Source organism: Opitutaceae bacterium, assembly GCA_041395105.1.
GTDB lineage: Bacteria > Verrucomicrobiota > Verrucomicrobiia > Opitutales > Opitutaceae > B12-G4.
In genome coordinates, this window is sequence record JAWLBB010000002.1 from 568,723 (window position 1) to 583,024 (window position 14,302).

Here is a 14,302-nt window from a genome sequence, read left to right on the forward strand (position 1 = left end):
CTCGGATTTATCCATTCAATCATTCCTTCGTCCAGACCAACCGATTATCGATGAAGAGAAACCTTTTTGTGCTTCTCATCAGCGCCCTGGCCGGCTGCAGCGCCATTCCAGACAAGGTCCCGTATCACCCGCTCGATCCCGAAGGAGGATATTCCGCTCTGCACGTAGGTAAAGATACCTGGCAGGTCCGCTTCACCGGGAATCAATACCTGGCGGGCAGCACGGTTCGTGAACTGGCTTTCCTAACCTGCGCGGATCTTGCCGAGGAAGCCGGCTACGATTGGTTCATTGTCACCGAAGAGATCAACGAAAGTGCCCATATTCTGGAGGGGACGACCTTCAGCGGGGTGGCACGACCTCAAGTCAGCTCGGGCTGGAGCGGTGGAGTCGACGGCCTCACCGGCTCACAAACGACCCAAGACAGGTTCATTCCCCAGTTCTTCTTTGAAATTCGTTGCTTTCACGCCAAGCCGGACGTCGCGAACTCTCATGAAGCCAAGGCGGTCCTCGAGAGCCTGCGGGAAAAATACGCGATCCCACCCAGATTGCCCAAACCCGGCACCTCGTAGGGCCGGACGCATCAGGGAAAAATCGGAAAGGGGGCACAAAGCCCGTCCCCTTCCGAATGATCTTCGTCAGTTCATCCTCATTTGAAATCCGACAAGACGGAGAGCGGAGCGGGCATCCCTTCGAAAGGGCGGACCGAGGCGCGAACCTACGGACGGATGCTTCACAGGACCGTCCTCTTCCGTCAGATCGGGGTGTAGTCGGGTCGCGTCGGTTTCTTCTCCTTGCCGCCGAGGTCGAGCGGCTCGACTGTTTCGCGAAGAGCTTCGAGGCTTTCACGGACGATCGCGCCCATGCTGGCGCATCTCTCGAAGGTGGGTCGCTCGTAATGCTCGGCCAGTTCCCTCCGCAATTGCACGACGGACTCCGGGGTCGAAATGGTGTCCTGTTCCATCACGTCGAGAAAGCGGTTGAGCCGGATCCGGGCGATCCGCATCCGACGGTAAATCTGGGCGCGTTCCTCCAGCTGGTACTGGAGATAGGATTCATGAGTCAGCTCGCGGATACAGAAGAGGGTCAGGTCCCGGTTCTCCACGAAGTACTGGGTCAGGTAGAAATTCTTTCTCCCGATATAACACTCCTGGTCAAAATCCATGGCCCGGAAGCGGACCTGGATCTCCTCGATGTCCGGGGTCATCTCGACCACGAAATTGTAGGAACGCATATCGCCGAGCAGCCGGACAAAGCATCGCTCGTTGAATTTCACAAACTCCTTGGCGATGCGGATCTTCTTCAGCCGTCCGCTGTGCAGCCAGTCGCGGATGAAGACATCGCCGGGAATCCCGACGACATGTTCCTCGATCAGGGTGTCCCCGCAGGTCAGGAAGTGCACCCGGTTCGGACTGAGCAGGTATTCCAGTTCCAGTCCGTAGACCCGGGAGGCATCGGCCTTCTTGATGTAGAAGAAGTCCTGGTTGCCATTCTGTTCGTTGACTATGCGGATCCGAAAGGGCTGGGAATTGCCGAACTCGCAGAAATCGATCCGGTCGACGAAGAGGTGATCCTGGTCGACATCGGCGCCGACCGACTTGAGCAGGCCGTAGACCTGAAGCAGATGCTCGTTGAGCCGCTTGCGCTGGGCGGGTTCATACACGACGGTGACCCAGAAGGTGTCCCGGTACTCCTCATCGTAGAGCGGCGCGGCCTCATGAAAACGGAGGAGCCGGTTGTAGGTCAGCGGCAGATCGATCTCCCGATTGGAGGAGGAAAGGTATTCCCGCAGAGCCGGGATGATCGGATAGGACGGCTTCTTCCGGCTGATGACCGGCTGGCCCGCCCATTTCTCGAACGCCGCCGTCGTCAGGTCGGGCAGCCGTGAGTCAACATCCCGTCGTTTGCGCGTGGTGGCCATGATCAGAAAACGCGCTGACCCCCGGGCCGACCGCGGTCCGGGGGCGCGCTTTCCTTCAATCAATGGCCGAAACGGCGGGGTTCAACTTCTTTCGCCCAGCCATTCACAAACTTTCGGCCAAACCTTTTTCTGGGCATAGCCACCAATGGAGAGGCCGATATGCCCGGCCGGGACCACAATCATCTCCTTGTCCCTGGACGAGACGAGGTCGTTGAGCGGGCTGCTCTGCGCCGGCGGCACCAGGTCATCCTTCTCCGCCATCAGGTTCATCAGCGGACAGGTGATCTTCCGCAAATCCACGATGTGCTTGCCGACCGTCATCCGGTTCTGGACAAGCAGGTTCTGCTGGAAAAGGCATTTCTGGCCCATTGCCGGGGTATCTCACCGGGAACCGGCACATTGTCGTTGAGCCAGGTCTCCATGGTCAGGAAATCCTCAAGGAAGCCCTCCTTGTGGGAATTCTCCCAGAACCCGATCGGCTTCTCGATGAGGTTCTGGACGGGTTTGAGCATGAGAAACGCGTTCTGCAGGAACTCGGCCGGCATGCTTGCCGACCGAATCCACGAACTTGTCGACATCGAAGCTACTCCGGATCCGTCCAGAGATTGATCAACCCTTCGCGGGTTGAGAAATCGATCCCGGCAGCAAGGGTGAGCAGGTTCTTGACCAGCCCCTGGTGCATGGCGGTGAACATGGTCGCGATCGTTCCGCCCATGCAATAGCCGAGCAGGCTGGTCTTGGCGCAATCGCAGCGTTCCCGCAGGTAATCGACCGCGTTGAGCAGATACCCGTTGATATAGTCGTCCGGCGTCAGGTAGCGCTCGGCCTGATTGGGCACACCCCAGTCGAGCAGATAGACATCGAAGCCGGCATTGACGAACTGGGCGATGACGCTGCGGCCTTCCTTCAAATCGAAAATGTACGGCCGATTGACCAGCGCGAAGACAAAGAGCAGCGGTGTCTTGTACTTCGGCTTATCGCTTCCGATGTAATGGAAGAGCTTGGCTTTGTCCTCCTCGTAGACGACCTCGCAGGGCGTCACGCCTTTGCGGACCTTGCGGGCCTTCTCAAAGACAAAGGGCATGGCGGCCAGGCGCCGCAGATTGGCGAAACCCTCCTCGATCACGGAATCCTGCCATTCCGAGGCGGTTTCTTCGGGTGATTTTGTTTCAGTCATGGCAATGGAAGTTCAAGGGACACGCTCTCAGGATCCGGGGCTCCGCTTCCGGGGCACCGCCTTGCGGGCCGGCTTGGCCGGTGCGGGTTTCTTCGCTGCGACCGGTTTCTTTTCCGCAGCGGGCGGCGCGGCCGGTGGAGGGGCGGCCTTGCCGTTGGCCTCGATTCTTGCAAGTCGGCTGTCGATCGCAGCGATCGTGGTGTCGACCTCCTCGACCCGGTCGAGGAGACGGCGCTCCATGTGCCGGATGGCAAGGAGGATCCCATCGATATCCTCCCGGGCCGGGACCTCCGCGCCGTGATGGGCCCGGGTCATGAAGTCCGAGGATATCTTCTTGAAATCCATGGCGCCGTCCATCCCGTGCTTCATGTATTCAAGAAACTGGGGCGAACGGACAAAATCCTCCCAGGTTTGGGTCATGACCTTGAGCATGCCCGAACGCATGTCCCTCAACGCATCCGGAGGGGGCTGGGAGGGGCTGTAGCGGGTCCAGACCTGGGCCATGTCAGTGAAGGCATCCGTCCACATCTTCTGAAAGACCGAAGCCTGTTGAAACACCTGATTCACATTGTCGTCCATGCTGTCGTTCGGTTTGAAGGAATAAGAAAGGGGAGGCGGCGGCGGAGGCCGCCGCCTATAGGGTTCAGCAGAGTTCGATGGCCATGGCGATGCCTTCACCGCCACCGATGCAGAGGGAGGCGATCCCGATCTTGCCGCCACGCTTGCGCATGACGTTGATCAGGGTGGCCAGCACCCGGACACCGCTGGCCCCGATCGGATGCCCGATCGCGACGGCGCCGCCAAAGAGGTTGAGTTTGTCGTGCGGGATGCCCACATCGCGCATCGCGGCGAGCGGAACAACCGAAAACGCCTCGTTGACCTCGAAGACGTCCACCTGGTCGACGGTCAGGTTGAGCTGCTTCATCAGCTTCTGGACCGCCCCGATCGGACCCAGAGTGAACCAGGCCGGCTCAAGGGAATGGACCGAGTAGCCGAGGATCCTCGCATCGGCCTTTACGCCGAGCTGATCCAGCTTGTCCTTCGAGAGGACCAGGGTCGAGCCCGCCCCGTCGTTGATACTTGAGGCATTGCCGGCCGTGACCGTGCCTTCCTTGCGGAAAGCACCCCGCAGGGTCCGGAACTTGGCCTCGTTGAAGCGGGCCGGCTCCTCGTCCTGTTCGACCGTGACCGTGCCCTTGCGGGATTGGACTTCGACCGGAACCATCTCGTCCTTGACTTCGCCGCTGGCAGCCGCGGCCAAAGCCCGCCTGTAGCTCTCGATCGCGTAGTCGTCCTGCTCCTCACGGGAGAACTTGTATCTGTCGGCCAGGTTCTCCGCACAGACGCCCATATGGCAGCCGTCGTAGGCATCGATGAGGGCGTCACGCAGGAGCGAGTCGTAGATCTCACCATTGCCCAGCCGGTAGCCGGTCCGAGCCTTCTCCAGGAGATAAGGCGCACGGGACATGCTTTCGGTCCCGCCGGCCATGAGGACTCCGGCATCGCCGCACTGGATCGCCTGGGAGGCCATGATGATCGACATCATGCCCGAGCCGCAGAGCTTGTTGACGGTGACGGCGCCGACCGACGGGTCGAAGCCGGCCTTGATTCCGACCTGACGGGCCGGATTGGGACCGAGAGAGGCACCCACTACATTGCCGTAGAGAACCGACTCGACCTGGCCCGGGTCCACTCCAGTCCGTTTGAGGGTTGCCTGGACAGAGGCGACGCCCAGGTCGACGGCCGAAACCGACTCGAGGGCCCCACCAAAGCTTCCCACCGGTGTGCGGACGCACCCGGCGAGATAGGTATCCTTTATCATGATGTTCGTCGTCAGGGGTTCAGATGAAGGGCACGGGGATGCCTATTTGGCCGCGGGCTTGCCGTTCGGGGCCAGATGCATCCAGGTATCCAGAATCTGCTGATTCGTCTTCACCATGTTCTGCACATTGGAGCGGGCCGCAGACAGGGAGGATTCCCAGAGTCCCTGGATCCGGTTCTGGGTCTCGGCAATGGAACCGGGCTGCCAGACCTTCATCGCCTGCTGAAGGAGATCCGTGCTTGTCTTGTAGTTCTCCTCAATCGCCTTGAGCGCCTCATCCATCCGCTTCTTCGCAGCGGGGAAAACGCCCTCAACCATCTCGGTAACCTTCGCCTGGAACTCGGTCGGCGAAGAGGTCTTGCTCAACAGGTCCTTCCACATCTTTACGGTGTCTTCCTGAACCTGGATCCCTGCCTTCAGGGCCTGGTCGAAGCTCTTGTAAGCTTCGTCGAACAGATCGGTCGCTGTCTTGGTCTTGGTGGTCATAGCTTTCTCCGGTTGATTCGGGGCAACGCCCCATGATTGACGAACAGTTGCCGGTGAAAACGGCCACCGCGGCCTCCGGAGGGCGCGCATTCGCTCGATCAATCGGGCGACTCCTTCGTCATATCCGGGGCTTTGGACAGTCGCATTCACCTGCCAATAAGCAGAATCAACGGCGGAAACCCACGAAGGTCAATCCCCAATTTTGCATTTGCACAATTATTTGGCGCGATTTCCCCGTTTTTCGAGTTTTTCCAGCTTCCGGTGAAGTGCCTCGATTTCATCTCGCAAATCCGCAACCGAATCGCCCGCAGGATCGTCCACCCGGAGTTCATCCGGCACCGGCGCCGGCTCGGATTCGGGCCTGGCACCCGGGAAAAAGCCACCGAAGAGATCCGCCCAGGCCGCCGTCCCCGGCATGGCGGGCGGTTTGGCACCCACTCCGAATCCGCCGGGCCATCCCTTGCCTCCAAGACCGAATGAGGCGAAGGCCTGGCGGAAATAGGATTCGGTGAAATGATCGAGAAACCCCGTGTTGATGCGAATGAGATGCTGGAGCAGACTGACAGGAAAAAAGGCCAGTTTGGGCGATTCCAGTTCCAGGAGAATCTGGGTGAGCACCGCCCCGGTGATATCCTCTCCGGACTTGCTGTCGGTCACCCGGATATCGTGGCCGTCGCGGACCAGGTCGCAGATCTCCTGAAGGGTGATGTGCCGGCTCTCCCGTGTGTTGTAGTAACGGCGGTTGGGGTACTTGCGGATCTCGACCGGCCCCTCGCCGCTTTTGTCTTTCGTTTTGGAATCACCCATTTCGCAATTGCATGATCCGACGGTGAAAGTGTCAACCGGAGATGATGGGGTGGGATGGACACGGCCACCGAATTGCGTGATTTTGCACTTGCATACAAAATCAGTCAAGGTTATCAGAGAATGGCGCTTTCATAAGTCGTTCTTCTCGAAATCCCAATCCCGATCCGGGAGGTTCCATCCCGGAAATCCATCATGAATATCAAAGACCAAGTTGCTGTCATCACAGGAGCGGCCGGAGGCATCGGCCGTGCCCTTTCCCAGGAATTGATCAACCGGGGCGCCCTCGCCATCGGTGTGGTCGATGCCAGCCCGGCCGCCCTTGAGGTGGCCGATGCACTCAACAGGAAGAACGGAAAGAAAGCGGCCAAGGCCTACGTCGGCGACACCACCGATGAGGCCTTCCGCAAACAGGTCTTTGCCGATCTCCGCACGCATTACAAACACCCAACCATCTGCGTCCCCGCCGCCGCCATCACCCGCGACGACCTCGCCGTCCGGGTCCACAAGGAAACCCACAAGGCGGCCATCTACCCGATCGAGTTGTTCCGCAAAGTGACCGAGGTCAACTTCATAGCCCCGATCTACTGGGCGCTGGAGACCGTGGCAGGCATCGCCGAAGACCGGTCCGCCGCCGGACTCAAACGCTGGACGCCGGATGAGGAGATGCAGGGAACCATCATCCTGATCGGTTCGATCGCCTCAAGTGGCAACAAGGGGCAGATCTCCTACTCGTCGGCCAAGGCCGGGCTGGAAGGCGCGGCCGCCACCCTGACCATGGAAGCCATCTACCACGGTGTCCGCTGCGGCGTTCTCCACCCGGGCTTTACCGACACCCCGATGGTCCGGGCGCTCGGCGAGGAATACATACGGACCAAAGTCCTCCCCCAGACCCAGCTCGGCCGCCTGATCAAACCTGAGGAGATCGCCGACGCCATCTGCTTCATGATTGGCAATTCGGCCGTATCCGGTCAGCTCTGGGCCGACGCCGGTTGGCGTCCGGCGGTCTGAACCCCTTCCCTTTCCCAAAACCCGCCGGGGCGCCTCGGGGCGCCCCGGTCATTCTGCAAACGACGATCTGAACGAGCCATCAACCACCAGGAGATACTACCCATGAAAGAACTGAGCGGTAAGACCGCATTTGTCACCGGGGGCACCCGAGGCATCGGCCGCGCCATCTGCGTGGCCCTCGCCGAAGCGGGCGCCAACATCGGATTCAACTACAACACGTCGGACGAGCAGGCCAAGTCCCTCGTGGACCACCTCACAACCAAGCTCAAGGTCAAAGCCGAAGCCTACAAGGTCAACATCGCGGACGAGGATGCCGTCAAGGAGATGGTCACCCGGGTGACGGCCGCCTTCGGCCCGATCAGCATCCTCGTCAACAACGCGGGAATCAATCGGGACAAGTCCTTCATCCGGATGACCCGCGCCATGTGGGACGAGGTTCTCGGCGTCAATCTGAACGGCCCGTTCAACGTGACCAACGCCCTCCTCCCGGGCATGATTGAGCAGGGCTGGGGTCGGATCATCAACATCGCCTCGATGGGCGGGCAGACCGGCAATTTCGGGCAGGCCAATTATACGGTGACCAAGGGCGGACTCATCGCCTTCACCATGACCCTGGCCCGCGAGGTCGCACGAAAAGGTGTCACGGTCAACGCCGTCTCCCCGGGCTACACCGAGACCGACATGACCAAGGGCATGCCCGATGCGGTCCGGGAGCAGGTCAGGCAGATGATCCCCATGGGGCGCATGGGCGAACCTGAAGAAATCGCCCACGCCGTCACCTTCCTCTCCGGTAACCGCTCAAGCTACATCACCGGGCAGGTAATCTCCGTCAACGGCGGCATGTACATGTGACTCACCGCCGATCAACCACCAGATGAACACCTCATGACCAAGAAAGACGACACCCTCGCCCTGACCTATATGCTCAGCCCGCCCGCCAGCCTGGATGAACTCCAGTTGCGGGCGGAGTTGGTGGCCTCCCGCTGGGTGAGCCTGGCCGGGACCTGCCGCGATCTGATCCAAAATCACCTCAACACCGTTCAGGCCAGTACGCTGGGCACGATGGAACAATTCCGGCGTGCCGCCATGGAAGCCGCCTTTCTCAGTTCGCCACCACGGGCAGAGTCGATCGATATCAGCTAGCGGCCTTATCCCATTCCACGCATCCTGCTATTCTCCGGCAAAGGTGGTGTCGGCAAGACCACCGTCGCCGCCGCCACCGGGTTGGCTTCAGCCCGGAGGGGGTCGCGCGTCCTCGTCCTTTCCCTCGATCTGGCCCACAGCCTCTCCGATGCGTTCGGACTCGATCGGTCTCTCTTTGATCAGGGCAAGGGTCGGCCCACGCCGGTCGCAGACAACCTGGAGATCCAGGAAATCGACGTCCAACAGGAGGTCGAGGATCGCTGGCATGATGCCGGAAACGTCTTCTCGCTGCTGCTTGCTTCGACTGGCATCCATGACGCTCTGGCTGAAGACCTTGTGCTCATGCCGGGGATGGAGGACCTCATCACCCTCCTCTACCTCAATCAGCACGCCCGGGACAGCCGCTACGACCTCATCGTCATCGATTGCCCTCCGACCGGAGATTCCCTGCGATTCATCAGCATGCCCAAGACCCTTGAATGGTATGTCCGCAAACGTTTCGGCATGACGCCCGGTGGCGATCCGAAGCCCGGCTCCGCCGACGCGTCGGGCCGAGGGTTGATGGAACTCTATCGTGGCCTGGCCGGTGTCGATGCCCTCCTCCAGGACTCCACCCGGACCAGCGTCCGGCTTGTGACGACCCCTGAACGCGTTGTTCTCAGGGAAACCCAACGCGCGTTCATGTATTTCAGTCTCTACGGTCTGGTCACCGACCGGGTCGTGGCCAACCGCGTTTTTCCCCGATCCACCGCCATGGCGGCACGGAACCGCTCGCAGAAGACCCTCCTGGCCGAAATGGAGGATCTCTTCGCCCCGGTCCCGGTGAGCCGGGTGCCTTTCTATCACGACGAGGTGATCGGCCAGGCTTCCCTGGCGCGAATGGCGACCGACCTCTACGGCACGGGAGATCCGGGCGAGCCCGGGCCGTCACGTCCCTCCTTCCAATTGGAAACCGATGGTGGAAGACCCGTTCTATCGGTCTCCATCCCGTTCACCAGAAAGAGCGACCTGACCCTTCACCGTGAAGGCGAACACCTGATCGTCAGAATCGGCAGTTTCAAACGGCATATCCCTCTCCCACGGGAACTATTGAGAACACAGATCTTGCATGCGAAGGTGGAGAGCGGTAGACTTCACATCGAATTCGACCGGAGCATTCCGACCGGTTGAGCGGCGGCCCGTCCGACCGCCCGCCGGGTTCAAGTGCCCAGGCCGCCTTTTCGGAGAACCCGAAGCCATGGCCACAAAAGAAAATGTCGACGACCGCCAACCCAGGGTTGGCTCACCTGATGGACTGGACGGCAAACACGTCCTCATCTACGGCCCCTTCCGCCAGATCGCGCGTGCCATCACATTGGCTGCCCTTCGGTCCGGTGCCCGGGTCACCCTTCTGACCGGGGGGCCGGACACGGAGGCCGAAGCCTTCTGCCGGGATCCTCACGCCAGGGACTCTGCGCGTCAGCACCGGGCCTGCAGTCTCGATCATCCAGACGAAATCCACTTGTGTCTGGCCACAATCAGTGAGGAATTCGGCCCGGTCGACGTCCTCATCAATCAAGAGGAATCCGGAACCGACCGCAAGCAGCCCAGTCTCCTCCAGCAGACATGGGACGAACTCACCGGCGGTCATTTTGCCGGCCAGTTGCGCCTGACGATGGAAGTTGTGCCGACAATGAAGGAGAGATCCTGGGGTCGAATCATCCATCTGGGATGTGAACCGACGCAGCGCAAGGAGTACGGACTTCCGCATCTGCACTCGGCACGAGGTCCACTTGCCTCCATGACGATCAATCTGGCCCTTCAACTCGCCAGGCACGGAATCACGGTCAACGCGGTTTCCCCGGGCTATATCGACAGCGGAACGGCGCCGGACGATACGGATCCGATTCACGACCTCATCATTCATTCCACCCCGATGTCCCGGCCCGGCCGACCCGGTGAGGTCGCCGATGCCGTCCTCTTCCTCGCCAGTCCGGGCGCCTCCTACATCACGGGTCAGGTCATCGCCGTGAACGGCGGTCTCACGATGTGATCCGCACCGCCAGGAGAGCTGCCCGACAGGCCAGGTCCGGATCACAGCAGTGCATGGCCCACGGATCCACCATCCCTTCGTCCTGCCGATCCTCGATCAATCGGGATAGAAACCGGAGGTAGACATCGGTGAGGTTCAGCCGCGCAATCCGGTCCCAAACCGCGGAGAGGGCATTTCGATCACGATAAGGACTGAATGGTCGACCGTTGTAGTAGCCGGTCAATTCGCCTTCGGCATCGACCCAGACCTCTCCGAAACCACCGGGCGCCAGGCGCCATGCCATGACCTCGGAGGCAACGGCCAATCCCAGGTCGTGGCCGTTGATTCCCCTCAAGGAGGCAATCGCCTCCAGATCTCCCCGTCCGCCGTCATCCGCGGCGCAAGTCGATTGCCCCACCGCAAAGAATGGGGTGGCTTCCGGAGCCGAAACCGAGCCGGGGTGCGGGTAATACCGTCCCGCAGTCCCGCGTGAAATGAGGCCATTCGAAGACATGGAGATTCTCTAATCGACCGATCGATCGATTATTCAAACCGCTTATTCAAAAAGCTCCGCTCAGGCCACCCCGAAATAGTCGTCCCAGACCACGCCCTTCATCGAGCCGGACTGCATGAACTGCTGATGCATGGCATAGGCGGCGGCCAGGGTCTGCGGAGTGTGTCCATCCCGAATATGGTAAAAATACCCCAGCAATTCGTTTCGATAATCCCGATCGGCACAGCGGTCGGCGATCAACCAGGCCCGTTCGGCCGGCGATTTTCCACGGAGATCGGCCACCCCGTTTTCCGTGATGATCACCTGGACCGAGTGCTCGCTGTGGTCCATATGCGAGACCATCGGAACGATCGTGCTGATCAGGTTGTTCTTCGCCGTCGACGGACAGATGAAGATGGAGACAAAGGCATTGCGGGTATAGTCGCCCGAACCGCCGATCCCGTTCATCAGGCTCCGCCCCATGACATGGGTGGAATTGACGTTGCCGAAGAGGTCAACCTCAAGCGCTGTATTGATGGAGATGATACCGAGGCGCCGGACAATCTCGGGGTTGTTGGTGATTTCCTGGGGACGCAGGAGCAGCCGCTTCTTGAAGAAGGGCAGGTGGTTGTAGATCGTGTCGATCAGTTCCGTCCGCAACGTCAGGGCGGTCGTGCTGGCGAAACGGACCCGGCCCTTGCGCATCAGGGCGATGACTGCGTCCTGCACCACCTCGGTGTACATCTGGAACGGGGGACTGTCCGGATGCTCCCCCAGGGCGCCCAGAACCGCGTTGGCCACATTGCCCACACCCGATTGAATCGGGAGAAACTCCCTGGGCATGCGACCCGACGTGAGCTCGCTGGCCAGAAAATCAGCGACATTGCGACCGATCTGGGCGGTTGTCTCGTTGAGCGGAGTGAAGACGGAACTCTCATCGAGGACATTCGTCTCAACGATTCCGACGATCTTGGCCGGATCAACCTTGATGAAGGGTTCCCCGATTCGATCCGACGGAGAGTAGATGGGGATCTCCCGCCGGTGAGGGGGATCGAGCGGCTCGTAGATGTCGTGCAACCCCCGCAGCTCAGCCGGGTACTTCGCATTGAGTTCGACGATGATCTTCTTGGCCTCGCGACAGAAAGTCGGGGTCGCCCCGACGGACGAGGTCAGAATGATTTCCCCGGACTCCGTCACTTCGGCGGCCTCGACCACGGCGCAGTCGACCGGTCCGAGGAACCCGTAACGAACCTGCTGGGGCAACGCCGAGAGATGCATGTCGAAGAACCGCACCCGCCCCTCGTTGATGCCGCGCCGCAAGTCCTTGTCGGATTGGTAAGGTGTCCGCCACGAAATGGCGTCGGCCTTGGCGAGAACACCATCAAGTGACGGACCGGTCGAGGCCCCGGTCATGACACCGATCTGAAACCGTCGCCCCGCCTCGTGCTCGGCGGTGGCCCGCCTGGCAATTGCCGCGGGGACGATCTTGGCCGAACCGGCGGGGGTAAACCCGCTGAACCCGACGGTGTCGCCGTCGTTGATATAGGCCGCCGCTTCGTCAGCCGTTATTCTGGAAATCTTACCTTTCATGGGAAATATGGGAAAGCGACGCCGTTGCGGCCTCAATAGGCAGACCCCCGGCGCACCGATCGGAAAAAGCTGAAAGAGGGAACTCCGGTGCGGCCCGCCTGCAATCAGCCGGCCCGCGCACCCTAATCGACCTCCGGTTGATCGACCTGGACAGCTGCATCACGGCGGGGTCCGGTCAGGACCCCAACGTCGATATGAAATAACCGGCAATGACCGCTGTGCCGATAACCCCTGCCACATTCGGCCCCATGGCGTGCATGAGCAGGAAGTTGTTGGGATCCGCGCGCTGGCCTTCGATCTGAGACACCCGCGCCGCCATCGGCACCGCGGAAACCCCTGCCGAACCGATCAGCGGATTGATGGGATTCTTCCGGCTGAACAGATTCATGATCTTGGCGGCGATCACTCCGGCCGCGGTCGAAACGGAAAAGGCAATGACGCCGAGCAGGATGATCTTGATCGTCTCAAATTGAAGGAAACGGCTGCCCTGCATGGTCAAACCGACACTCGTCCCCAGGAAGATCGTCACCACGTTGATGATCTCGTTCTGTGCGGCCGAAAGGAGGCGCTGGGTGACTCCGCACTCGCGCAGGAAATTGCCCAGCATGAGCATGGCGATCAGGGGCGAGGCATCCGGCACCAGGAGGATGCAGACAATCGTGACCAGAAGGGCAAAGACGAGTTTCTCCATCTTCCCTACCGGTCGCAGCTTCTTCATGCGTATCTTCCGTTCCTTCTTCGTGGTCAGCAATCGCATGATCGGGGGCTGGATCATCGGGACCAGCGCCATGTAACTGTAGGCCGCCACGGCGATCGCTCCGAGGAGCTCGGGTGCAAGCTTGTTGCTGAGGAAAATCGCGGTCGGGCCGTCAGCGCCCCCGATGATCCCGATGCTCGCCGCCTGATTTGCGGTGAAACCGAAGAGGATCGACCCGATGAAGGTGAAGAGAACGCCGAACTGCGCGGCCCCGCCCAGCAGAAGCGTTCTCGGATTGGCGATCAGGGGACCGAAGTCGGTCAATGCACCGACCCCCATGAAAATGAGGGGTGGGAAAATCTCGACCTTGATTCCCTGGGAAATGAAGTCGAACAAACCTCCCTCGATCCGCTTGACCTTGGTGTGTTGAGCGACTGCGTCACCTCCGTCGACGATGACGGATTCCTGATGAAGCACCTGCGACTCCACATTGAACCAGGAGGTTTCCGTCACCCCCTGTTCATTGGTTTCCACACTGATGAGCCCGCGGGTCGGCAGGTTTGCCAGGAGTGCCCCAAAGGCGATCGGCACCAGGAGGAGTGGCTCGAATCCTTTGGCAATGGCCAGATAGAGCAGGACGCCGACGACGACCCACATGACGAGCATTTGCCAGGTCACCAGGCCGAAGCCGGAATCCCTGAAGAAACTGAGCAGGCCTTCAATCATGACATGTAGTGGGATTGATCTTCAACTGATGTTGACCAACGCCTGCCCCTCCTCAACGGCATCTCCCGGCTTGACCAGGATCTCGGAGACCCTGCCCGCGCCCAGCGCGGTGACCAAGGTGTTCATCTTCATTGCTTCGAGGACGACAACCGTGTCGCCCTCCTTGACTACGTCGCCAGCCTTTACCGAGATCGAGACAACCTTTCCGGCCAGCGGGCTGACAACCGCTCCGGCCGCCGCGGAGACGGCCGGGCGGGCGGGCGGCGTCGATACCGGCGCCGAGACGGGCGCACTGGCAATTCGGGCTCCCGCTCCGGATCCGGAGGAAGCCGGATGACCCTCATCATCGAGGGCTTCGACCATGACGTCGTAGGCCTTGCCGGCCACGGTAATACGCAGTTTTCGGATCATAGCTTTTTCAGAA

The 14,302-nt window shown here is 60.6% G+C and carries 18 protein-coding genes; 6 read left to right on the forward strand and 12 right to left on the reverse strand.

Annotated features, from left to right (window positions below):
• Positions 1 to 50 precede the first annotated feature (50 nt).
• Positions 51 to 569, forward strand: coding sequence for a hypothetical protein (locus R3F07_09210; GenBank protein ID MEZ5276544.1), 519 nt, complete (start codon positions 51 to 53; stop codon positions 567 to 569).
• Between the two features lie 182 nt (positions 570 to 751).
• On the opposite strand, the gene R3F07_09215 is transcribed toward R3F07_09210, so the two are convergent.
• From R3F07_09215 to R3F07_09250, 8 genes are all read right to left on the reverse strand, one after another.
• A complete protein-coding gene (locus R3F07_09215; GenBank protein ID MEZ5276545.1) occupies positions 752 to 1,918 on the reverse strand; it encodes a hypothetical protein in 1,167 nt (388 codons plus the stop codon).
• A gap of 81 nt (positions 1,919 to 1,999) precedes the next feature.
• Positions 2,000 to 2,287 carry a hypothetical protein gene (locus R3F07_09220; GenBank protein MEZ5276546.1) on the reverse strand — a complete coding sequence of 96 codons (288 nt, stop codon included), beginning with the start codon at positions 2,285 to 2,287 and terminating at the stop codon, positions 2,000 to 2,002.
• On the reverse strand, positions 2,236 to 2,463 hold the full coding sequence (locus R3F07_09225; GenBank protein ID MEZ5276547.1) for a hypothetical protein: 228 nt from the start codon (positions 2,461 to 2,463) through the stop codon (positions 2,236 to 2,238). The genes R3F07_09220 and R3F07_09225 overlap by 52 nt, the downstream gene beginning before the upstream one ends.
• 38 nt (positions 2,464 to 2,501) lie before the next feature.
• A complete protein-coding gene (locus tag R3F07_09230) occupies positions 2,502 to 3,095 on the reverse strand; it encodes an alpha/beta fold hydrolase (GenBank protein MEZ5276548.1) in 594 nt (197 codons plus the stop codon).
• Positions 3,096 to 3,122: 27 nt separating this feature from the next.
• Complete coding sequence (locus tag R3F07_09235; protein ID MEZ5276549.1) at positions 3,123 to 3,674, reverse strand: hypothetical protein; 552 nt, start codon at positions 3,672 to 3,674, stop codon at positions 3,123 to 3,125.
• A gap of 64 nt (positions 3,675 to 3,738) precedes the next feature.
• Positions 3,739 to 4,917 (reverse strand): thiolase family protein, encoded by a 1,179-nt coding sequence (locus R3F07_09240; protein MEZ5276550.1) that lies wholly within the window; start codon positions 4,915 to 4,917, stop codon positions 3,739 to 3,741.
• Between the two features lie 42 nt (positions 4,918 to 4,959).
• Positions 4,960 to 5,403 carry a hypothetical protein gene (locus tag R3F07_09245; GenBank protein ID MEZ5276551.1) on the reverse strand — a complete coding sequence of 148 codons (444 nt, stop codon included), beginning with the start codon at positions 5,401 to 5,403 and terminating at the stop codon, positions 4,960 to 4,962.
• A 216-nt stretch (positions 5,404 to 5,619) separates the two neighbouring features.
• Positions 5,620 to 6,210 carry a polyhydroxyalkanoate synthesis regulator DNA-binding domain-containing protein gene (locus R3F07_09250; GenBank protein MEZ5276552.1) on the reverse strand — a complete coding sequence of 197 codons (591 nt, stop codon included), beginning with the start codon at positions 6,208 to 6,210 and terminating at the stop codon, positions 5,620 to 5,622.
• Between the two features lie 192 nt (positions 6,211 to 6,402).
• Here R3F07_09250 and R3F07_09255 point away from each other — a divergent pair, with 192 nt between their 5' ends.
• The 5 genes from R3F07_09255 to R3F07_09275 all read left to right on the forward strand — a co-directional run bounded on the left by R3F07_09255 (position 6,403) and on the right by R3F07_09275 (position 10,393).
• Positions 6,403 to 7,218 carry an SDR family NAD(P)-dependent oxidoreductase gene (locus R3F07_09255; protein ID MEZ5276553.1) on the forward strand — a complete coding sequence of 272 codons (816 nt, stop codon included), beginning with the start codon at positions 6,403 to 6,405 and terminating at the stop codon, positions 7,216 to 7,218.
• Between the two features lie 102 nt (positions 7,219 to 7,320).
• Positions 7,321 to 8,070 (forward strand): beta-ketoacyl-ACP reductase, encoded by a 750-nt coding sequence (locus tag R3F07_09260; protein ID MEZ5276554.1) that lies wholly within the window; start codon positions 7,321 to 7,323, stop codon positions 8,068 to 8,070.
• 33 nt (positions 8,071 to 8,103) lie between these two features.
• The gene (locus R3F07_09265; GenBank protein MEZ5276555.1) at positions 8,104 to 8,361 is read left to right on the forward strand and encodes a hypothetical protein; all 258 of its coding nucleotides are present in this window, start codon (positions 8,104 to 8,106) and stop codon (positions 8,359 to 8,361) included.
• A 24-nt stretch (positions 8,362 to 8,385) separates the two neighbouring features.
• Positions 8,386 to 9,531: an ArsA family ATPase gene (locus R3F07_09270; protein ID MEZ5276556.1), complete on the forward strand. Its 1,146-nt coding sequence runs from the start codon at positions 8,386 to 8,388 to the stop codon at positions 9,529 to 9,531.
• 67 nt (positions 9,532 to 9,598) lie between these two features.
• Positions 9,599 to 10,393 carry an SDR family oxidoreductase gene (locus R3F07_09275; GenBank protein MEZ5276557.1) on the forward strand — a complete coding sequence of 265 codons (795 nt, stop codon included), beginning with the start codon at positions 9,599 to 9,601 and terminating at the stop codon, positions 10,391 to 10,393.
• On the opposite strand, the gene R3F07_09280 is transcribed toward R3F07_09275, so the two are convergent.
• The 4 genes from R3F07_09280 to R3F07_09295 form a co-directional block, all read right to left on the reverse strand.
• Complete coding sequence (locus R3F07_09280; GenBank protein MEZ5276558.1) at positions 10,383 to 10,886, reverse strand: hypothetical protein; 504 nt, start codon at positions 10,884 to 10,886, stop codon at positions 10,383 to 10,385. The two genes, R3F07_09275 and R3F07_09280, sit on opposite strands and share 11 nt — an antisense overlap.
• 60 nt (positions 10,887 to 10,946) lie before the next feature.
• Positions 10,947 to 12,455, reverse strand: coding sequence for a succinate CoA transferase (locus tag R3F07_09285; protein MEZ5276559.1), 1,509 nt, complete (start codon positions 12,453 to 12,455; stop codon positions 10,947 to 10,949).
• A 175-nt stretch (positions 12,456 to 12,630) separates the two neighbouring features.
• Positions 12,631 to 13,878: a sodium ion-translocating decarboxylase subunit beta gene (locus R3F07_09290; GenBank protein ID MEZ5276560.1), complete on the reverse strand. Its 1,248-nt coding sequence runs from the start codon at positions 13,876 to 13,878 to the stop codon at positions 12,631 to 12,633.
• Between the two features lie 21 nt (positions 13,879 to 13,899).
• On the reverse strand, positions 13,900 to 14,289 hold the full coding sequence (locus R3F07_09295) for a biotin/lipoyl-containing protein (protein MEZ5276561.1): 390 nt from the start codon (positions 14,287 to 14,289) through the stop codon (positions 13,900 to 13,902).
• Positions 14,290 to 14,302: the final 13 nt, after the last annotated feature.